Source organism: Streptomyces sp. NPDC042002 (genome assembly GCF_055588305.1).
In genome coordinates this window covers 196,401-216,716 of record NZ_JBVJCT010000005.1, presented here as the reverse complement: position 1 = coordinate 216,716, position 20,316 = coordinate 196,401, and the positions used below count along the sequence as shown (strand labels likewise).

The window sequence follows — 20,316 nt, the reverse complement described above, 5'->3', positions numbered from 1 at the left end:
CCGCAGGCTCACGTCCGACCCGGCAGGTTCACGCCCGGCCCCGCAGGCTCACGCCCGCTCCCGCAGCACCAGGACGCTCGCAGCCGCCAGTGCGGCGAGCCCCGCCGAGACGATGATCGCGATGTTCGCGCCGTGCGCCGGACCGCCGGTGGAGGTGACCAGGGCGATCGTGAGGGCGACCCCGGCGCATGAACCGATGTAGCGGAAGGTCTGCTGGGCGCCCGAGCCCATCGCGGCGCGGGTCGCGGGCACGGACTCGACGGCGAGCAGCGGCAGCGCGGCGTTGAGCAGCCCGCTGCCCACCCCGGAGATCACGAAGCCCGGGAGCAGGCGCGGCCAGGAGTCGGCGCCGATCGCGCCGAGCATCGTCAGGACGCCGGCCGCGTGCAACGCGAAACCGAGGGCGAGCTGATGGCGGTGCGAGACCCGGCCGGCGAGACGGCGGGCCTGGAGGGCGACCGTGAAGGAGAGGCCGGACCACAGGAGGAACAGCCAGGCGGTGTCCATGGCGGACAGCCCGAGCGTCCGCTGGAGCAGCGCCGGCAGGAAGCTGAACAGGCCGATCACCGCGAGGCCCATGAAGAGGCCGCCAGCCGACGAGGCGAGGAAGCGGCGGTGCCGGAGCAGTCCGAGGTCGATCATGGGGGTGCGGGAACGGCGTTCGACGGCGACGAACACGGCCATCAGGACGAGGAACGCCGCGAGCAGCAGCCCCACCGGCGCGCGCAGCCAGCCGTCGCGGCCGAGCGTCAGCGCGGCCACCAGCGACACCAGCGCGAGGCCGAAGGTCAGCGCCCCCGCCAGGTCGGGCCGGCCGCCGCGGGGCGCGCGGGACTCGGTCAGGGCGCGGGTTCCGAGGAGGGCCACGACCAGCGCGGCGGCGCCCAGGACGGCGTACGCCATCCGCCAGTTCCAGCCCGCTATGGCCCCCGCGAGGAGCGGGCCCGCCGCGATGCCGGCGCTGACGAACGCGCCCCACACCCCCGTCGCGTGCAGCCGCCCGCGCGGGGTCGGAAAGGCGTGCACGATCAGTCCGAGGCTGCTCGCGAGGATCGCCGCGCTCGCCGCGCCCTGGGCGATCCGGGTCAGGGTGAACAGCCAGGTCGAGCCCGCGAGCGCGCCCAGGGCGGTGGTGACGCCGAGGGCGACGGTGCCGGCCAGGAAGATCCGGCGGCGGCCGTAGTCGTCCGCGAGACTGCCCGCGACGAGGAGCAGCGCGGCCAGCCCCAGCGGGGTGCCGTTGAGCAGCCAGGCCTGCGCGGAGACCGAGGTGTGCAGCGCGGCCGCGGTGTCGGGGAGCGTGACCATCGGCGCCGTGTACGTCATCAGGGCCACGGCGGTGGCGGTGCTGGTCAGGGCGAGGGTCGGGGTGGCCCGCGGGGTGTTCTCCGCCGGGGAGGCGGCCGAGGAGGCCGCCGAGACCCCGGAGACCTGCGGGGCGGAGGAAGGGGCGCGGGGCGAACCGTTCGGTGAGGTTGAGGTTGAGGCCGACGTCCCAGCGCCCCCGGAGGGTGCGGTGGCGTGCGCGGGCTGCGTGCTGGTGTCGGTCCGGTCGAGCCGGGTCATGGCCTGCCCCTTCACTTCCCTGAGTCGGTTCGATCAATGAACCTTCGATACGAGTAGACCGTAACACCCTAGGTTCGTTCACTGAACCAACATGTCGGAAAGTGGCTACAGTGGGGGGATGGCTCTGGGCAAGGACTACGCGACGCAGGAGTGCTCGATCGCCCGCGCGCTGGAGATCGTCGGCGAACGCTGGACGCTCCTCGTCATCCGCGACGCGCTCTACGGCGTACGGCGCTACAACGACTTCCTCGTTCACCTCGGCATCCCCCGTGCCGTGCTCGCGGCCCGCCTCCAGGCGCTCACCGCCGAGGGCATCCTCGAAAAGCGCCGTTACCAGGAGTCGCCGCCGCGTGACGAGTACGTCCTGACCGACCGCGGTATCGCCCTGTGGCCCACCCTGCGCTCGCTCGGGCTGTGGGGCCGCGAGCACTTCTCCGAGAGCCGGCTGCGCTACTTCCGGCACGCCGCCTGCGGCACGGAACTCGGCCCGTACGGCGAATGCCCCGTCTGCGCGATCGTCGTGCCCGTCCCGGACGTCGAGATGACACCGGGCCCCGGACTCGACCGGGACCCGGCGGACCCGGTCAGCCGGGCCCTGCTCGGGCCGAGGCGACTGCTGGAGCCGGTCGACACGGAACCCCGGAAGCCGGCGGGGGCCGACTCCCGCACGCCGGTCCGAGCGGGTTCCCCCACGCCGGTTCAGGCGGATTCCCGGTAGTCGACGGGCGCCGACTCCCGTGAGCCGGGCGAGATGGATTCCCGTATGCCTGCCGGGCGGAATTCCGTGATTCGGCCGGGGCGGACCAGGGCAGGCCGATTGTCGGGATGGCCTCTCGAAACCCTGCCGGGACGGATACCGGGCGGTCGGTCGAGAAGCATCCTGTATAACCAAAGGAAGGACACGCGCCCCTCGTAGGAGGGGCGCGGCGCGTACGAGAGGGGGGCAGCCGATGATCCGCACCTGGGCCAACGCCCGCCCCGCCGCCGTGCTGCTGCTCCTGCTCCTCGACGTCGCCCTGCTCGACACCGGCAGCCTCACCGCCACCGTCGCGTTCGCCGCGACCGCGGCGGCCGGGTCCGCCTTCGTGGCCTGCTCCCTCATCGTGGCGCGCTGCGCGCCCGTCGTGCCGCCCACTCAGGTGCGTACGGCCATCCGTGACCGCGCCCGCCGCACGGCCTTCCTGCCGCAACGCGATCCGGACGCCAGTGGACGGCCGCGGCCCAGGGCACCCGGACACGCCCTCCCGGCGACCGCGTAGGGCACCCCTCCACCGCTGGTGAACCACCACGCCTGGTGAATCTCCACACTCGGTGAATCACCACCCTTGGTGAGTCCCGCCCTGGGGGCTCACCACTCTGGTGACTCTCCAGCCCAGGTGACCCGCGCGGGTCGTCATGCCGCATTCCGTACTCCCGGCACGACGAGACCCCCGGAGGGCTCACCCATGTCCACGTTCATGTCCGCGTTCGCACACCTGGTCGAGCAGATCGCCGACCTGCTCCAGCCCCTGTTCCACGATTCGGCGGCCGCCGCCGCGATCATCCTGTTCACCGCGCTCGTACGACTGCTCGTGCATCCCCTGTCGCGGGCGTCGGCGCGCGGGCAGCGGGCGCGCGCGGCGCTTCAGCCGCGGATCACCGAGCTGAAGAAGAAGCACGGGAAGGACCGCGAGAAGTTCCAGAAGGCGTTGATGGAACTGCACGCCGAGGAGAAGGTGTCGCCGCTCTCCGGATGCCTGCCCAGCCTGTTCCAGATGCCGGCCTTCTTCCTGCTCTACCACCTGTTCTCCAGCTCCACGATCGGCGGCGAGGCCAACACCCTGCTCGGGCACAAGCTGTTCGCCGCGCCGCTCGGGGGCCGGTGGGCGGACGCGCTCGGCGACGGCGGCCTCTTCGGGCCGGCCGGTCTCGTCTACCTGGTCCTCTTCGCCGTCGTCGCGGGCGTGGCGAGTTTCAACTACGTGCGTACGAAGAAGATGACCGCCGCCGCGCCGCCCGTGGGCGAAGGCGAGCAGGCGGCCCTCGCCTCGGTCGCCAAGTTCATGCCGTTCATGTCCTTCTTCACGCTGTTCACCGTGGCCGTGGTGCCGCTGGCGGCCGCGCTGTACGTCGTGACCAGTACGACCTGGAGCGCGGTGGAGCGGGCGGCGCTCTACCGGGACATGCCGGGTGCGGCGCCCGCGGCCGTGGCCCTCGCCTGACAGGCTTACGGCCACAGCTCGCGCCGGTCCAGTCCGTGAACGGGGTCTTGCGGACTGGACCGGCGAGCTTGGAGGATCGGCCGGTCCTCCGACGGCCGCACCCGTCGGTCGACGGCCCGCGATCGAGGGAGATGGTGACCATGAAGCTGCTGCGAGTCGGTACGGCGGGGTCGGAGCGGCCCGCGCTGCTCGACGCCGGGGGGACCTTGCGGGATCTGTCGGGCGTCGTCGCGGACATCGACGGGGCGCTGCTCGCCGACGACGCGGCGCTCGGCCGGATCCGGTCCGCCGCGGCGGCCGGTGAGCTGCCCGCGCTGGACGCGGCCGGACTGCGCGTCGGTCCGCCGCTGGCCCGGATCGGCAAGGTCGTGTGCATCGGGCTGAACTACCACGACCACGCCCGGGAGACCGGGGCCGAGCCGCCCGCCGAGCCGGTGATCTTCTTCAAGGCGGCGGACACCGTGGTCGGGCCGAACGACACGGTGCTCGTGCCGCGCGGGTCGGAGAAGACCGACTGGGAGGTCGAGCTGGCGGTCGTCATCGGCCGTACCGCCCGCTATCTGGAGTCCGACGCGGAGGCGCTCGCGCATGTCGCCGGGTACGCGGTGGCGCACGACGTGTCCGAACGCGAGTTCCAGATCGAGCGCGGCGGCACCTGGGACAAGGGCAAGAACTGCGAGACGTTCAACCCGCTGGGTCCGTGGCTGGTGACCGCGGACGAGGTCCCGGACCCGCAGGCGCTGTCGCTGAGGCTCTGGGTGAACGGTGAGCTCAAGCAGGACGGTACGACGGCCGAGCAGATCTTCCCGGTCGCCGAGGTCGTCCGGTATGTCAGCCGGTTCATGACGCTGTACCCCGGTGATGTCATCAACACCGGGACGCCGGCCGGGGTGGCCCTCGGTCAGCCCGAGCCGAAGCCGTATCTGCGGGCGGGTGACGTCGTCGAGCTGGAGGTCGAGGGGCTGGGGCGGCAGCGGCAGGAACTCAAGAACGCGTAAGCGCTCCGCTTGGTTCGCGGTTGGGGTCCGCTGGGGCTGGGGTGAGTCTTTTGCCGCGGGTGCATTGTGGCTGGTCGCGCCGTTCCTCGCGCCCCTGACGGGGCTCTGGTGTCCGTCGTTCGCCGCGGGTGCGTCGTGGTTGCTCGCGCAGTTCCCCGCGCCCCTGACGGGGCGCGGGGAACCGATTCGCTAGGCGGAGAGGAACTTCTCCAGGGCCTCTACCACCATCTTGTGGTCCTCGACCTGGGGCAGGCCCGACACCACGACCGTGCCGATGACTCCCGCGCCCGTCACGGCGATCGGGAACGCGCCCCCGTGGGCCGCGTACGTGTCGGGGTCGAGGCGCGAGGACTCCTCGAACGTCGTGCCCTTGGCGCGGAAGCGCGAGCCGACCAGCAGCGAGGAGCAGCCGTACCGCTCGACGACGCGGCGCTTGCGGTCGATCCAGGCGTCGTTGTCCGGGGTGGAACCCGGGAGCGCCGCGTGGAAGAGCTGCTGGCCACCGCGGCGGATGTCGACGGCGACCGGCGCGCCCCGCTCGCGGGCCAGCTCGACGAGGAGGGTGCCGAGGGTCCAGGCGTCGTCGTGGGTGAAGCGGGGGAGCGTCAGACGGCGCTCCTGTTCCTCCAGCTCGGTGATCAGCTCGGCGATCTCCGGTGCGACGGGCGCGTTCACAGGGACACCACCACTCCCTCGTGGGCGGAGCGGCGGGCCGCCTCCAGGACGTCGAGGGCGGCGGCGGCCTCGTGGGCGCTGACCGGGTTGGGGCCGCCGTCACGGATCGCGGCGGCGACGGCCGCGTAGTACGCGGGGTACGCGCCCGGGACCGTCGGCTCGGGGCGGCCGCCGCCGGTCAGCGGGGACTCGCCGGAGCCGACGCGGCCCCACAGGGCCTCCGGCTCGATACCCCATTCGGCCGTGACACCGGGCCGCTTGCCGTCGCGCAGGTCGGCCTCCTGCGGGTCGAGGCCGTACTTGACGTAGCCGGCCTGCGAGCCGAGGACGCGGAAGCGCGGGCCGAGCTGGGCGGTCGTCGCGGAGACGTAGAGGTGGGAGCGGACCCCGCTCTCGTGCGTGATCGCGATGAGCGTGTCGTCGTCGGTCAGCGCGCCCGGACGGCGGACGTCCGACTCGGCGTACACCGAGGCCGCGGGGCCGAAGAGGACGAGCGCCTGGTCGACGAGGTGGCTGCCGAGGTCGAAGAGGAGGCCTCCGATCTCCGCCGGGTCGCCGGACTCGCGCCAGCCGCCCTTCGGCTGCGGGCGCCAGCGCTCGAAGCGGGACTCGAAGCGCCAGACGTCGCCCAGCTCGCCCTCGGCGAACAGCTTGCGCAGGGTCAGGAAGTCGTTGTCCCAGCGGCGGTTCTGGAAGACGGAGAGCAGCAGGCCGCGCTCGTCGGCCAGGGCGGCCAGCTCACGGGCGTCCGCCGCCGTCCCGGCGATGGGCTTGTCCACGACCACGGGGAGGCCGGCCTTCAGGGCGGCGGTCGCGATCGGGACGTGGGTCTTGTTCGGGGACGCGATGACGATCAGGTCGAGTTCGTCGGCGCGCGCCAGCAGTTCGTCGGGCGTGGCGGCGAACCGGAGTCCGTCGCCGAACTCGGAGCGGGCCTGCGCCTGACGCTCCGGATGGGTGGTGACGACCGTGTCGAGGGCGAGCCCCTCGGTCGTGGCGATCAGCGGGGCGTGGAAAACGGAACCCGCGAGGCCGTAGCCGACGAGACCCACGCGAAGGGGCGTACCAGTACCAGTCATGCCTGTCATGGCTCCTACTTTCGCAACGCTGTTGCCAAAGTGCAAGCGCGGGGGACAATGGGTGGTGTGAACAGGACCGATGTGGGTGGGGCCGGGATGCCGGGGATCCCTGGGAATCCAGGTGTACCCGGGACTTCCGGTGTTTTCGCGGATCAGGGTGCGGCCGGGGCCTTTGGCGGCTCCGGCGGGCAGGGTGTGCCTGGGGCCTCTGGCGGCTTCGGGAACCAAGGTGCGCTCGGGGCTTCCGGTGTTTTCGGGGGTCAGGGTGTGGCCGGGAGTCCGGGGACCGGCTCGGGTGCTGGGGCGGCCGGGGTGAACCTGCCGGCGCTGCGCAGTCACAACGCGGCGCTGGTGCTCGACCTGCTGCGCACGGCGGGGGCCGCCGGGATCAGCCGTCTGGAACTCGCCGAGCGGACCGGACTGACCCCGCAGGCCGTCAGCAAGATCACCGCGCGGTTGCGGGCGGACGGTCTCGCGACGGAGGCGGGGCGCCGCGCGTCCACGGGCGGCAAGCCCCGTACGGTCCTGCGGCTCGTACCCGAGGCGGGGCACGCGGTCGGGCTGCACCTGGACCGGGACGAGCTGACCGCGGTGCTCTGCGATCTCACCGGGGCCGTGGTGGCCGAGCGGCGCGCGCCACTGGACCTGGGGGCCGGGGCCGACGCGGTGGTCGAGGGGGCGGCCGGCGAGGTGTCGGCCCTGCTCGGCGGGGTGTCCCCGCTGGGCGTGGGGGTCGCGTTGCCGGGGCCCCTCGATCACACCCTGGGGGTGTTGCACCGGGTCACGGGTTTCCCCGAGTGGGACGGGTTCGCGCTGCGGGACGCGCTGGCCGGGCGGCTCGGGCTGCCGGTGGTCGTGGACAAGGACACCAACGCGGCGGCGTTCGGGGTCGCGGTGGGGACCGGTACCGGTACCGGCTTCGCGGGCGGCGGGTCCTTCGCGTATCTGCATCTCGGTACGGGACTGGGAGCCGGGCTCGTGATCGGCGGGGTCGTGCACCGGGGAGCCCGTACCGGGGCCGGGGAGTTCGGGCACCAGGTCATCCAGCTGGACGGGCCGCTGTGCGAGTGCGGGAACCGGGGGTGCATCGAGGTGCTGTGTCTGGAAGCGGTGGGCCGGGGGACCGTGGCCGAGGCGGCCAGGGTGCTCGGGGCCGGGGCGGCGAATCTGGTGGGGCTGCTCGACATCGACCTCGTGCTGCTGGGCGGTCGTACGGTCGCCGCTCACGAGGAGGTCTTCGTACGCGGTGTCGGGGCCGTCCTGGAGGAACGGGCCCGGCGTGAAGGGGGCGGCGCCCCGGTGCCGGTCCGGGTGGCACCCGGCGGAGCGCGAGGGGTGGCCGAGGGCGCGGCCCAACTCCTGCTGGCCCCGCTGTTCGGGCGGGGAGAGGGCTGAGCGAAGGGGATACGGCCCGGCGCGTGCGGGCCAGGTGAGGGGATCCGGGGGGCCGAACGGGGGTGGCTTCACGGGTGGCGGTGCGTGGGTGGAGGTCGCGCGTGCCAGGGTCGCGTGGCCATTGCCCGGCATCGACTGACGCTTTCGATCCTCCCGATCCCCGCCCCCTCCCGATCGGCCAAAGGCTCCTCATGCGACTGCGTACGTCCCATCCGCTCGCTCCGACCGCCCTCGCCCCGACCGCTCTCGCCCTGTGGGTGACGCTCACGCCCACCCCGGCGCACGCGCTGGACGCCCACCCCGCCTGCGTCTCGTCCGACACCCATGACTTCCCGATCAAGACCCGTATCCACGGTGGCCCCGACGCCTACCGGGCCGGCGGCGACTTCGGTACCTGGTACATCGACCTCACCAACACCACGGCGCACACCTGCGGTGCGATCCATCCGGTGGTCGTCCTCGTGGACGAGAAGCGGACGCTGCGGCCGGAGCAGGCGCGACTGGAGTTCTACGAGGGGGAGCGGGCCCACGCGGTGAAGTTCGAGAGGAGCGACGAGGCCGAGAACGTGGGGCCGTTCGACGACGGCTTCCCCGGGTTCACCGTGGCCCCCGGCCGCACCCTCACCGTGAAGGTGCGGCTCTCCCTGACCCCGGACGCGACCGCCCCGAACACCGTCGTCGCGAACGCGGCCGTCGTCCAGAAGCACGACGACGACGGCGACTGGGTGGGCGAGTCGAACGCCTACCGGTTCGGCGTCGAGGACGACACCAAGAGCACGGACAAGCCTGCGGAGACGGACAAGCCAGCGGGCCGGGGCGACGACCAGGGCGGCACCGTGGACACCGGTACCGACACCGGCGCGAGCCCTGGTGCGAGTGCCAGTGCCAGTGCCAGTGCCAGTGCCGGTCCCGGTCCCGGTGTCGACGCCAGTCCCGGTACGGGCACGGCGACCGGCAGCGCCGCGACCGGTGTGACCGCGCCGGCCGCGGACCAGCTGGCCAGGACCGGAACCGGCAGGCCGAACCGGGTGGGACTGGCCGCGCTCGCGCTCGCGCTGGTCGCCGCCGGAGCCGGACTGCTCGCCCTGGCGCGGCGGCTGCGCCCGCGCGGGCGCTGACCGGCGCTGACACCGGAAGCCGTGGCGGGAACGGGGTCTGTGACGGTCGTTTCCGTGGTGTCCGAACGGCCGGGTCGTGGCAGCACGGTGTCCGCGACCGTTCCGGCCCGGTCGGGGGCATGCCGTCCTGACTAGGCTGGGGGCGTCGGTACGACGTCGTTCCGGCGCCCCCGGATCGAGTGCGTGCGTACGCCAGGACGGCAGGAGACCCAGCACATGTCAGAGCGCAAGCCGATCGAGTCGTGGCTCACCGACATGGACGGTGTCCTCATCCACGAGGGTGTGCCGATCCCCGGCGCCGACGCCTTCATCAAGAAGCTGCGGGAGTCCGGGAAGCCCTTCCTGGTCCTGACGAACAACTCCATCTACACGGCCCGCGACCTGCACGCCAGGCTCAAGCGCATGGACCTGGACGTGCCCGTCGAGAACATCTGGACCTCCGCCCTCGCCACCGCCGAGTTCCTGGACGACCAGCGGCCCGGCGGTACCGCGTACGTCATCGGCGAGGCGGGCCTGACCACCGCGCTGCACGACATCGGGTACGTCCTGACCGACCACGAACCGGACTACGTGGTCCTCGGGGAGACCCGTACCTACTCCTTCGAGGCCATGACCAAGGCGGTCCGGCTGATCAAGGGCGGTGCCCGGTTCATCGCCACCAACCCGGACGAGACCGGCCCGTCCACCGAGGGCCCGCTGCCGGCCACCGGCGCGGTCGCCGCGCTGATCACCAAGGCCACCGGCAAGCAGCCGTACTTCGCGGGCAAGCCGAACCCGCTGATGATGCGGACCGGCCTGAACGCCATCGGCGCGCACTCCGAGACCAGCGCGATGATCGGCGACCGCATGGACACCGACGTCCTGGCCGGTCTGGAGGCGGGGATGCAGACCTTCCTCGTCCTGACCGGGCTGACCACGCGGGAGGAGATCGAGCGCTACCCGTACCGCCCGTCGAAGATCGTCGACTCGATCGCGGATCTCGTCGACCGCGTCTGAGTCCCCGGGGCGCGTCGACCGGATCCGGACCCCGGGCACCCCGGACAGGTCCTGGCGGATCCGAAACCCGCGGTGGCCTGGACAGACCCGTACGGAGCAGCGGTGGCCTCCTGAAGATGCGGGCCGCCGCCCCGAGGGGGAGTCTCCAGGTGACTGGAGGTTTCACGATGCGCTCAATGCGACTCACTCTCTGCGCGGGGGCGGTGGTCGCGGCCGCGTTCACACCCGCCGCGTACGCGGCCGACGCGGGGCCCGCCGGTATCTCCGTGAACCCCGCGTCCCCTGGCGCCGGCAGCGACATCCAGTTGCGGGCCATGGGCTGCGCGGGCCGGACGGGCACCGCGGCGTCGGACGCGTTCGTCTCGGACGCGCTGCTGACGGGCGGGGGCGGCGGCGGACTGGTCGGCGAGACCCGCGTCCGTACCTCGCTCCGGCCGGGCAGCTACGCCGTCCAGGTCGACTGCGACGGACACCGCGACCGGGTCAGGGGCACGGTCACCGTTCCGGCACCGGACTCCTCCCCGAGCGTCGAGCCCGCCTCGCCGATCGCGCCCGTGCACGCGGGCGGCGGCGGCACCGCCCGCCTCGCCTCGGTGGACGCCCACGCGGCCGGCCCCGGCACCGAGCAGGCCGTGGTCGGCCTGGTCCTCGCGAGCGTCGCCGCGGTCGTCGTCGCGGTCCGCAGCGCGCGCCGGGGCCACGACGGCCGCGACTGACATGGCCGAACGGGAGCGTTCCCCGGGCACCGGCCGGCTGCTGACCGGTGTGGCCTGGCTGGTGCTGCTGCTGGGGCTGTGGCTGTGGGGCCGTCAGGTGACGGATCTGCGGCTGGGGACATCGGCGCCGACCACGGGGGACATGGCGGCGGTCGGACGGCCGCCGGAGGTACGGCTGCCACCCGCGCTCAAGCCCCTCGGGAACGCCCGGCCGGAGCGCGTCGACATTCCCTCGACGGGTGTGCAGGCCCCCGTCGTGGCCCGCGGGCTCGACGGCCGGGGCGCGATCGATCCGCCGCCGTTCGACCAGTCGGGTGTCGTCGGCTGGTACGCGGCCGGGGTGCGGCCTGGGGCCGTCGGAACCGCGCTGATGGTCGGACACGTCGACACCCGGACCCGGCCCGCCGTCTTCTACAAACTGAGCTCAGTCAAGCCCGGCGACACCGTCCGGGTCATGCGCGACGACGGGACGGTCGCCGAGTTCACCGTGGACGACGTCCAGGTGCTGCCGCGCGACCATTTCGACGCCCAACAGGCGTACGGCGTAAGGAAGTCGGGGCGGGCCGAGCTACGGCTGATCACCTGCGGCGGAACCTACGACCGGACGAGCGACAGTTACACGGCGAACGTGGTCGTCTCGGCGTATCTCACGGGCCGCGGGCTGTGAGACGGCCTGTGGCGGTGCGGGCGCCGGTGCGGTCACCGGGCCCGGTCGGCGACCCGCTCCCCCGGGAAGCCGCCGACCGGGCTGGTCCTCGACCGCGCGCGCACGGGTTGCGGGAGTAACCCGGCGCCGGCGCGGGAGGTTTGGGGGCCGTCCACCGAGGTGGGGCGATCGGGCCGGGGTAACCGGCCTGGTATCGAGGCCACTTGAGGCCACCTTAGAACAGGTGAGCGGTACGGTTCATAGACCCTTTGACGCCAAGTCCGCGACGGGCGCCGCCAGGCCACGCACGGCGCGTATCCCCGGGATGCCGGGGCTGTAACAGCTCTCCGGCAGGGGCCGCGCGGTCTCGTCGGCGGTGCGGTCGGTATGTCAGGATCGAGACTTGGGACGGTGCACCCGAGGGGGAGTTGGATGTACGGCAGCAAGGGTGCCGGGGCACGGGCGTCCATGGCGGTGCTGGGGGCGGCACTGCTGCTCGCGGGGTGTTCCTCCGGGGGCGGCGGCAAGGGCGGTGGTTCCGGAGCCGAGGTCACACAACAGCCGAAGAACGCGGACCCGTTCTGGGTGAATCCGCACGGGAACGCGGCCGAGCAGGTCGCCGCCTACGTCAAGGCGGGCAAGGGCGAGGAAGCCGAACAGATCCGCAAGATCGCCGAGCGGCCGACCGGTGAGTGGATCGGCCCGGAGAACCCGGAACGGGAGGCGCGCGGTTTCACCGAGGCCGCCGAGAGGTCCGGCCGGTCCGCGATCCTGGTCCTCTACGACATCCCGCACCGCGACTGCGGACAGTTCTCGCAGGGCGGCGCCGCCGACGGCGACGCCTACCGGGCCTGGATCGACGGGGTGGCGAGGGGCATCGAGGACCGCCCCGCCACGGTGATCCTGGAACCGGACGCCGTCCTGCACCTGGTCAACCAGTGCACACCCCAGCAGTACCGGGAGGAGCGCTACGACCTCCTCAAGGGCGCCGTCGGCAGGCTCAAGTCCCTGAAGAACACCAAGGTCTACCTGGACGCGGGCAACGCCGGCTGGGGCCACCCCGACCAGATCTTCCAGCCGTTGCGGGCGGCGGGCATCGACCGGGCCGACGGCTTCTCCGTCAACGTCTCCAACTTCTACTCGACCGAGGACTCGATCGCCTACGGCAAGCGGCTGGCCGCGAAGGTCGGCGGCAAGCACTTCGTCATCGACACCAGCCGCAACGGCAACGGCCCCTACACGGCGGGCAAGGCCGACGAGAACTGGTGCAACCCGCCGGGCCGCGCGCTCGGCGAGAGCCCGACGACCAGGACCGCCGACCCGCTCGTCGACGCGTACCTGTGGGTCAAGCGGCCGGGCGAGTCGGACGGCACGTGCAAGGGCGGCCCGAAGGCGGGCGACTGGTGGGCGGACTACGCCCTGAGGCTCGCGAAGGCCTCGAAGTAGCGGCACCCCGTACGTGACAGGGGGCGCCCTCCGTGAGAAGCGGAGGGCGCCCCCTGTCACGTACAGGCGTATTCGCCTGCGACTTCCCTGGAATCAGGGCACCTTGACCCACTGGGCCTTGCTCGGGGTGCCCTGGTCGTCCGTCACGAACAGCATGTACCAGCCGGACTCGACGAGATTCCGGTTCTTCGGCACCGTCACCGAGATCCCCGTCTTCGTCCTGGTGAAGTCCAGGGCGATGGACCGCTGGTCGACGTCGGTGACATGGGTGGACGCGCTCGGCCGGATCAGCCGGGCCGTCCTGATGGACGAGGTGTGCGCCGAGGTGAAGGCCGCCGAGGCGCCGCGGGCGATCGTCTTCGGGCCGCCGGACAGCGAGGGCCGCGCGTCCCGGAAGAGGTACGGCGGTGTGTAGATCTCGATGCGCTGCTCGAAGGTGGCCGGTCTGGTGTCGGCCTTGTCCGCGTAGAGCGAGTTGGAGCCGAAGAACATCACGCGCCCGTCGGGCAGCAGGATCGAGCCCGAGTGGTAGTTGCGGCCCACCAGCGGGTCGGCCACCCGGTCGAAGGTGTTCGCCTTCGGGTCGTAGATCCGCGCCTGGAGGATGTTCGAGTCGCCGCGTCCGCGGTAGTCCTCGGAGCCGCCGGAGACGAGAACGGTGTCGTCGGGCAGGATCGAGGACTGCGGATAGCGGGTGCCCTTGTCCAGCTCGGGCCCGTCCACGAACCTCGGGTTCCTGTCCAGGAGGTCGATCAGCCGGGTCTTCCTGCTGGACAGCCTGGACTCGCCGACCCCGCCGCCGCCGATCACCATGTACTTCTCGTCCTGTGCGGGCGGCAGCAGCACGGTGCCGGACGTCTCCATCATGTTCGGGTCGCTCAGGCCCTCCAGCTTGGTGAACCTGTTGCTCGCCAGGTCCCAGACGCCGGGGTCGCGGCCCACGTCGTCCGGTCCGTAGCCGGCGTTCGAGCCCGAGTAGAAGAGCTTGCCGTTCTGCATCAGCGAGATCGCCGGGTAGGTCGGGAACTGCCGGATGCCCTTGGTGTACGTCCACTTCCTGGTCTTCGGGTCGAAGACCTCGTTCTTGCCCGGCACGAGCTGGCCGATCTCGTCCAGGCCGGAGAGGCCGAGCACCTTGCCGTCGCCGAGCGTGGTCAGCGTCGGGTACCAGCGGGCCTCGTTCATCGGGTCGACCTTGATGTACCTCTCGGCGACCGGATCGAACTCGTAGGCGTCCCGGATGCCCTGGAAGTCCTTCTTGTCCAGGGCGAGCTTCTGGGCTATGCCGTAGGTGTTGCGGGCGCCGATGCCGGTCAGGCCCGCTATCCGATAGTTGTCCTGGGTGCCGGTCTCGTACTTCTGGCCGCTTCGGCGCGCCTCGACATAGATGCGGCCGAGGCCGGGATCGTTGCGCAGGAACGCGCCGGTCGCCCTGTCGAAGACCTTCTTGGCGCGCGGGACGAGCACGGGGTCCTTCGACACGAACGTCTTGCCGTTCTCCTTGCCGGTGAACCGGGTGCCCGCGGGCAGCGTGACGGGCTTGTCGGGGTTCTCGTTGTGGACGACCATCAGCCCGCCGGCCTTGGTGACGTCGCCCTTCAGCGTCTCGTACCGCTTGGTGCCGCCGGCGATCAGCAGATTGCCGTTCGCGAGCTGGGTGTGTCCCGTGCAGAACAGGTCGACGGGCGTCGGGATCTTCTTGATCGTGCCCTTGACCGGGTCCCAGATCCGGGTGTCGAACCTCTTCGCGTCGAAGTTGTCCTGGTTGTTGCCGGAGCCCGCGATCAGCAGGATCCTGCCGGTGTGCAGCAGGGCCGCGTGGATCGTGTTGAGCCGGTACTCCGGCGGGAAGTCGATGATGTCCCAGTGGCCGTTGTCGGCTTTGTACTCCGGCTTGTCGATCGTGTACTGGTGGTACCTGTCCGTTCCGAAGCGGTACAGCCACGGCCCGTTCATCCCGGCCAGCGCGAGCACCACCACCCCGGTCATGCCGAGGCGGCGGAACCGGCGGCGACGGCCACCGTCCTCCTTCATTTCTCGCGTCCCCCAAGGGCGATCCGTACGGTCTCGTCGCTCTCCCCGGTCGCGGCGGCCCAGCCGGGCCTGCGCTGCGGCGCGTGGGAGGCGTGCCGCTCCTGCCGCGGCGCGGAGACCCGCTGCGGAGCGCGGACGTCCTCGGGCGCCCGCGGCGACCGCTTCCGCTCCTGGCGCACGGTCCAGCGCCAGGCGAGGATCGGCGAGGCGGTGATGAGCAGGGCGAAGACCGCCCAGATGACCATCGCGGGGTGGGAGTGCCCGAGAACGAAGCCGGCGATGATCGAGCCGGCGAAGACCAGGACGAAGAACAGATGGATCCGGAAGGTCCCGAACAGCGTGTCCGGGCTGGCCGAATCGCCCTTGGGCGTCACCACGAACGTGCTCTTGCGGCGCAGCACGGCGTCCATGAGCGCCCGCGCGTAGACCGGGGCGGACAGCGCCGACATCGCCATGCCGGCGACACCGCCGGAGCCCTCCGGCTCGTGCGGCGAGACGTTGTGGCGGCGGTTCCAGACGTACAGGCCGATCTGGAGCGCCGAGGCGTTGCCGTACAGCATCAGCCAGACCGTCGGGTCGATGTTCACGCCGGATGCCCCGAGCCCGAGGAAGAGGGCACAACTCAGGGCCGCCAGGATCCAGTTGAGCGCCGACATCGGATAGAAGACGATCATCATCGTGTAGTTGAAGAGCCTGCCCGGAGGCATCGTGAAGAAGCCCTTCCAGTACTGCTTGAGGATCGTCTCGTAGGTGCCCCGTGACCAGCGGAGCTGCTGGGTGAAGAAGTCCGTCCAGGCGGCCGGTCCCTCACCGACGGCCAGGACGTCCGGGGTGTACACGGACTTCCACTTCCTGCCGGTCTCCGGGTTCCTGGCGCGGTGCATCTCGAAGCCGGTGGCCATGTCCTCGGTGATCGAGTCGTACAGGCCGCCAATCTGCTTCAGCGCCTTGATGCGTACGGCGTTGGAGGTGCCGACGAACATCGGGGAGCCGTAGAAGTTGCCGGCGCGCTGGATGAGGGCGTGGAACAGGAACTGCTGCGACTCGGCGGCCTTGGTGATGGGGTTGTCGTAATTGCCGTACACCTGGGGGCCGATGACGAAACCGACGTCCGGGTCGCGGAAGAAGCCCAGCATCCGCTCCAGGTAGTTGGGCAGCGGTACGTGGTCGGTGTCGACGGAGGCGAAGTAGTCGTAGTCGTCGCCGTGGGCCCGCAGCCAGGCGTTGTAGTTGCCGTGCTTGGTCCTGGCGCGGTGCGGGCCCTTGGCCTGGTTCCACTCCGGGACCCCCTTGCGGGTGAAGTGGCGCACGCCCAGGCGCGCGCAGACCTCCTTCACCTCCGGGTCGTCGCCCTCGTCGAGGAGCCAGATGTGCAGCAGTCCCCGGTGGCGCAGTTCGACGGCGGCCTCCAGGGTCTTCGTCACCATGGCGAGGGGTTCCTTGCCGGGCACGAAGGAGGTGAGGAAGGCGACTCTCGTGCCGGTTTCGGGCACCACCGGGACCGGGTCGCGGGCGACCAGGGTGGCATGCGCGTTGGACAGCACGTTCATGCAGCGGAAGAACTCGATCAGGCCGATCGAGACCAGCATCACGGTGTCCAGCACCGGCAGGAAGTCGTAGGCGGGATAGTCGCGTTCGGTCCAGTGCACGGGCTGGAGCAGCCAGCCGAGCAGGATCAGCGAGAGGAGCGGGGCCGCGCCCAGCATGAGGCCCGCCCGTACGCGGTGCGGCTCCTGCGACAGCAGGGAGCGGTACCGCACCTTGTACGGCTTGCCGGGATCGGGCTGGGTGAGCGGACCGGCGAGCCGGCTGTAGTGCTCGTAGTCGTACCTCGGCAGCGTCTTCCCGATCTTCCGGAGGCTGGTGGCCGGGTGGTTCGGTATCCGGAGCCGGGCCGTCTCCGTACTGTCGAATTCCTTCGCGGCGCCCGTCGGCGTCGGCGTCATGAGTCATCCCCCCGCACGCACGCTCGGGTGCGTGTTCGTCGGTTCTCGTCCGCCCGCTCGGGTCCCCCTGGGCCGTCACGGACGCGTTCGCTGGCCGGCCGGCGTCACATCGCCTCATTCACGCCATATGGACATGAATCGACGGCCCTCCGGTTGCACGACGCCCCCCTCGGCGTCGTTCACGGGCGGGCCCCCAGCCCTCCACGGTCGCAACCGGCCCTACCCCCAACTGTCTCAACTGCCCTAAATCGACAGCTCTTTGAAGCATAGGGTTCTACGCCGTCCGTCATGATCGCAAGATACGAAACGCGGTGTTAACCGGTCATACGCGTTCATTGGGACGCGAGTGCGAAAAGGGGACGTGATGTCGAGTCCGATGTCGAGCGGCGCGGGCTCCGGGCCGGTCCCATTCCGGCGAGCGGTGTCCCGGGCATGACGAAGGGCCCCCTCGTTCTCACGAGGAGGCCCTCCGGTCGGTGCGCCGCCAGGGACTCGAACCCCGGACCCGCTGATTAAGAGTCAGCTGCTCTAACCAACTGAGCTAGCGGCGCCTGCTGACGCGAAAACTCTACCCGACCCGCGGGGGTGCTCCTGACCAGGCCGGAGGCTCCATGGCGGGCGGGGGGCCGCACGGCGGGCGGGGGTGGTCCCGTACATCATTCGGACCGTCAACGTGCGACACCGGATGACAGTTGAGAAACTGACGAATGTGCAGAATTGCGGACATTTCCATCTGGAGTACGAGGGGCATCGCATGAAGACTCCGGTATTCGAGGAGCTCGATCCCGCGAGTGACTGTGATTGCCCCGGATGCGTTCAATGGCGGCGCGTCCTGCCCTCTTCCTCGCGGCCCGGGCCGTCGGGCCCCCCGGGCCATCAGGCGTCCCTCGCCCGCGTCCTCGGCCTCGCGCGGGTGGCGCGCGCGCCCATGGCGCTCGTGCTGGCCGCCACGGCGGGCACCGTCCTCGGCTCGGTGCCGGCGGTCGCCGCCGTGTACGGACCCGCCCGGCCCGGCGTTCCCCCGGCCGACGGACACGACACCACCCCCCAGGGCCACAGGGCGCCGCTGCACGGCCCGGCGGGGAAACCGGCACTGCCGGCCAGGCCGGGGAAGGCGGTCAGGGCACCCGCCACCACCCGGGCCGAGATCTACAAGCGGGTCATGACATGGATCAACGCGCAGGTGCCGTACAGCATGGACGACTACTGGCTGGACGGGTACCGGCAGGACTGCTCCGGCTTCGTCTCGATGGCCTGGAACCTGCCAAGCAACGAATGGACCGGTAGCCTCGACAGCTTCGGCGTGAAGATCAGCCGGGACCGGCTCCAGCCGGGCGACATCCTGCTCTTCCACAACCCCGACAACCCCGAGAAGGGCTCGCACGTCGTCATCTTCGGAGGCTGGACGGACTACACGCACACCCAGTACGTCGCCTACGAGCAGACCCCGCCGCACGCCAGGAGGCGGTCCACCCCGTACGCGTACTGGACGAACTCGGACCACTACGTGCCCTATCGCTACAAGGGGATCACGGAGGGCGCGGGCGGTCCGCTGCCGTCCACGTCGACCCGTTACCCGGGCGCCGCGTACTTCGGGACCGGCGCGAACAACGCGTACGTCACCCAGCTCGGCCGCCTCCTGGTGGACCGGGGCGCGCACCGCTTCTACCCCAAGGGACCGGGGCCGCGCTGGTCGGCCGCGGACCAGCGGGCCACCCGGGCGTTCCAGCGGGCGCAGGGCTGGACGGGGGCGGACGCGGACGGGCTGCCGGGGCCGAAGACCTGGTCGTACCTGGTCGGGAAGAAGGGCAGGAACATCCCCGCCGTGACGGCGGGCCCGGGCTCCTCGCACACCGTGCCCGGTTATCCCGGGCGCGCGGTGTTCCGGCCCGGGGCGAACGACGCCCATGTCACCCAGCTCGGAAAGCAGCTGGTCGAGAAGGGGTTCGGCACCCACTACAAGACCGGCCCGGGGCCGCGCTGGGGCGAGGCCGACCGGCGCAACGTCGAGGCGTTCCAGCGGGCCCAGGGCTGGCGCGGCGGGGCGGCGGACGGCTATCCGGGACCGGAGACCTGGCGGCGGCTCTTCTCCTGAGCGGGCCGGGTCCCGCACGGCTGGGCGGGGCGGGTTCCCGCGGTCGGGCAGGGCGGTTTCCCGCGGCTGAGCAGCCCGGGTCCCCCACGGCTCGTGAACACACTTCCAGGCGCGGAGGCATGGAGGCAGCTATGAGTACGACGACGTCAGACACCCCGGAGCCCGAGGGCGCGCCCTCGGTGGAACCCCGGTCCGACACGGCGGCCGAGTGCGGCGGCGGTCACCGGCCCGCCCGGCTCATCCACAACGAGGTGACCACCGAGATCCCCGTCCATCTGCTGTTCCGCGACGACCCCGACCCGGTGTCCGTGCCGCTCGCGCCCGCCGTCGTCGGCCGTCGGCGCGGCACCGGTGAGCAGCCGAGGATCCGGCGGCCCACGTCCGGCAGACCGCCGCGCCCGGTGCCGGAGGTCGACCCCGAACTGGTCGAACGGCCCGCACGCGTGCTCCCGGGAGTGGCCGGTGTGCTGGCCGGGGCCTGTGGTGTGGCCGGATGTGCCCTCACCACCTGGTGGGCGGGTGTGCTGCCGCCCGCCGTCCCGGCGGCGCTGGAACTGCACGCGCAAACGGGCGCCGGGCTCGGGCCCGCGCAATGGGCCGCGTACGCCGGGGCGGGCGCCCTCGGTCTGTTCGGCTTCGGCGGTCTCGCCCGCGGCCGGACCGGGCGGGCCTGGGTGCTCGGTCTGTTCGGGCGCTACCGCGGCACGGTCCGGCGCACCGGTCTGATGTGGGTCAACCCGCTGGTGCTGCGCCGCCGGGTCGACGTGCGGCTGCGGCACTGGCGCAGCGAGCCGATGTCCGTGGTCGACGCGAACGGGGTCGAGCTGCGGGTGGTCGTGCTCGTCGTGTGGCGGGTCAAGGACACCGCGCGGGCCACGCTGGCGGTCGACGACCACCGGACGTATCTGCGTGAGTGCGTGGAGGCGGCCCTGTCGCGGGTGCTCTCCCAGCTCCCGGCCGAACTGCCGCCCGCCGTGATCAGGGACCTGACCCTGCGCAACACGGACGCGGTCGGCGAGGCGCTGACCCGGATGGTCGCCGCCGACACGGCCCCGGTCGGCCTGGAGGTGTTCTCCGCGCAGCCGACCCGGATCGAGTACGCGCCGGAGATCGCCGCCGTGATGCAGCGCCGCCGGATCGCGGCCCTGGACGCCCAGCACCGCGACAGCGTGCTCGGCTCCGTCGTCGACTCGGTGGAGGACACGGTGACCCGGCTGACCCTGCGGGGACTGGTCGAACTGGACGACTACGAGCGCAAGGCGTTGGTGAAGGACCTGACGGTGGCGTTCTGCACGGGTCGCGGGGAGGTGTCGTCGTAGACCGCCAGGGCGGGGCGGACAGGTCCGCGATTGGTATGGACATGTTCAACTACCCGCAATAATCTGGTACTTGGTCTAGACCTGAA

The 20,316-nt window shown here is 71.6% G+C and carries 17 protein-coding genes and 1 tRNA gene; 12 read left to right on the top strand and 6 right to left on the bottom strand.

Annotation, left to right across the window (positions count from 1 at the left end; all coding sequences use genetic code 11):
* Positions 1-48 precede the first annotated feature (48 nt).
* On the bottom strand, positions 49-1,566 hold the full coding sequence (locus tag ACZ6KY_RS10860) for an MFS transporter (protein WP_469309991.1): 1,518 nt from the start codon (positions 1,564-1,566) through the stop codon (positions 49-51).
* Between the two features lie 118 nt (positions 1,567-1,684).
* On the opposite strand from ACZ6KY_RS10860, the gene ACZ6KY_RS10855 reads away from it, so the two are divergent.
* From ACZ6KY_RS10855 to ACZ6KY_RS10840, 4 genes are all read left to right on the top strand, one after another.
* Positions 1,685-2,284 carry a winged helix-turn-helix transcriptional regulator gene (locus ACZ6KY_RS10855; protein WP_469309990.1) on the top strand — a complete coding sequence of 200 codons (600 nt, stop codon included), beginning with the start codon at positions 1,685-1,687 and terminating at the stop codon, positions 2,282-2,284.
* Positions 2,285-2,516: 232 nt separating this feature from the next.
* A complete protein-coding gene (locus tag ACZ6KY_RS10850; protein ID WP_469309989.1) occupies positions 2,517-2,825 on the top strand; it encodes a DUF6412 domain-containing protein in 309 nt (102 codons plus the stop codon).
* 198 nt (positions 2,826-3,023) lie between these two features.
* Entirely contained in the window at positions 3,024-3,767 is a 744-nt protein-coding gene (locus tag ACZ6KY_RS10845; RefSeq protein WP_469310131.1) for a YidC/Oxa1 family membrane protein insertase, read from the top strand.
* Positions 3,768-3,907: 140 nt separating this feature from the next.
* Positions 3,908-4,765 (top strand): fumarylacetoacetate hydrolase family protein, encoded by an 858-nt coding sequence (locus tag ACZ6KY_RS10840; protein WP_469309988.1) that lies wholly within the window; start codon positions 3,908-3,910, stop codon positions 4,763-4,765.
* A 189-nt stretch (positions 4,766-4,954) separates the two neighbouring features.
* On the opposite strand, the gene ACZ6KY_RS10835 is transcribed toward ACZ6KY_RS10840, so the two are convergent.
* Entirely contained in the window at positions 4,955-5,440 is a 486-nt protein-coding gene (locus ACZ6KY_RS10835) for a heme-degrading domain-containing protein (protein WP_469309987.1), read from the bottom strand.
* The gene (locus ACZ6KY_RS10830; protein WP_469309986.1) at positions 5,437-6,528 is read right to left on the bottom strand and encodes a Gfo/Idh/MocA family protein; all 1,092 of its coding nucleotides are present in this window, start codon (positions 6,526-6,528) and stop codon (positions 5,437-5,439) included. Before ACZ6KY_RS10830 ends, ACZ6KY_RS10835 begins: the two co-directional genes overlap by 4 nt.
* 303 nt (positions 6,529-6,831) lie before the next feature.
* On the opposite strand from ACZ6KY_RS10830, the gene ACZ6KY_RS10825 reads away from it, so the two are divergent.
* From ACZ6KY_RS10825 to ACZ6KY_RS10800, 6 genes are all read left to right on the top strand, one after another.
* Complete coding sequence (locus tag ACZ6KY_RS10825) at positions 6,832-7,914, top strand: ROK family transcriptional regulator (RefSeq protein ID WP_469309985.1); 1,083 nt, start codon at positions 6,832-6,834, stop codon at positions 7,912-7,914.
* A 191-nt stretch (positions 7,915-8,105) separates the two neighbouring features.
* Positions 8,106-9,032, top strand: a complete 927-nt coding sequence (locus tag ACZ6KY_RS10820; protein WP_469309984.1) for a hypothetical protein — start codon at positions 8,106-8,108, stop codon at positions 9,030-9,032.
* 216 nt (positions 9,033-9,248) lie between these two features.
* Positions 9,249-10,028 carry an HAD-IIA family hydrolase gene (locus tag ACZ6KY_RS10815; RefSeq protein WP_469309983.1) on the top strand — a complete coding sequence of 260 codons (780 nt, stop codon included), beginning with the start codon at positions 9,249-9,251 and terminating at the stop codon, positions 10,026-10,028.
* Between the two features lie 167 nt (positions 10,029-10,195).
* Positions 10,196-10,744 carry a hypothetical protein gene (locus ACZ6KY_RS10810; RefSeq protein WP_469309982.1) on the top strand — a complete coding sequence of 183 codons (549 nt, stop codon included), beginning with the start codon at positions 10,196-10,198 and terminating at the stop codon, positions 10,742-10,744.
* A 1-nt stretch (position 10,745) separates the two neighbouring features.
* Positions 10,746-11,411 (top strand): class F sortase, encoded by a 666-nt coding sequence (locus tag ACZ6KY_RS10805; RefSeq protein WP_469309981.1) that lies wholly within the window; start codon positions 10,746-10,748, stop codon positions 11,409-11,411.
* Positions 11,412-11,822: 411 nt separating this feature from the next.
* Entirely contained in the window at positions 11,823-12,836 is a 1,014-nt protein-coding gene (locus ACZ6KY_RS10800; RefSeq protein WP_469309980.1) for a glycoside hydrolase family 6 protein, read from the top strand.
* Positions 12,837-12,929: 93 nt separating this feature from the next.
* On the opposite strand, the gene glxA is transcribed toward ACZ6KY_RS10800, so the two are convergent.
* The 3 genes from glxA to ACZ6KY_RS10785 all read right to left on the bottom strand — a co-directional run bounded on the left by glxA (position 12,930) and on the right by ACZ6KY_RS10785 (position 17,367).
* A complete protein-coding gene (gene glxA / locus ACZ6KY_RS10795; protein ID WP_469309979.1) occupies positions 12,930-14,870 on the bottom strand; it encodes a radical copper oxidase GlxA in 1,941 nt (646 codons plus the stop codon).
* Positions 14,867-16,816: a glycosyltransferase family 2 protein gene (locus ACZ6KY_RS10790; RefSeq protein WP_469309978.1), complete on the bottom strand. Its 1,950-nt coding sequence runs from the start codon at positions 16,814-16,816 to the stop codon at positions 14,867-14,869. The genes glxA and ACZ6KY_RS10790 overlap by 4 nt, the downstream gene beginning before the upstream one ends.
* A 477-nt stretch (positions 16,817-17,293) precedes the next feature.
* Positions 17,294-17,367: transfer RNA gene (locus ACZ6KY_RS10785), tRNA-Lys, on the bottom strand.
* Positions 17,368-17,570: 203 nt separating this feature from the next.
* Here ACZ6KY_RS10785 and ACZ6KY_RS10780 point away from each other — a divergent pair.
* Both ACZ6KY_RS10780 and ACZ6KY_RS10775 read left to right on the top strand, forming a co-directional pair.
* A complete protein-coding gene (locus ACZ6KY_RS10780; RefSeq protein ID WP_469309977.1) occupies positions 17,571-18,911 on the top strand; it encodes a peptidoglycan-binding protein in 1,341 nt (446 codons plus the stop codon).
* A gap of 131 nt (positions 18,912-19,042) precedes the next feature.
* Positions 19,043-20,230 carry an SPFH domain-containing protein gene (locus ACZ6KY_RS10775; RefSeq protein WP_469309976.1) on the top strand — a complete coding sequence of 396 codons (1,188 nt, stop codon included), beginning with the start codon at positions 19,043-19,045 and terminating at the stop codon, positions 20,228-20,230.
* Positions 20,231-20,316 lie beyond the last annotated feature (86 nt).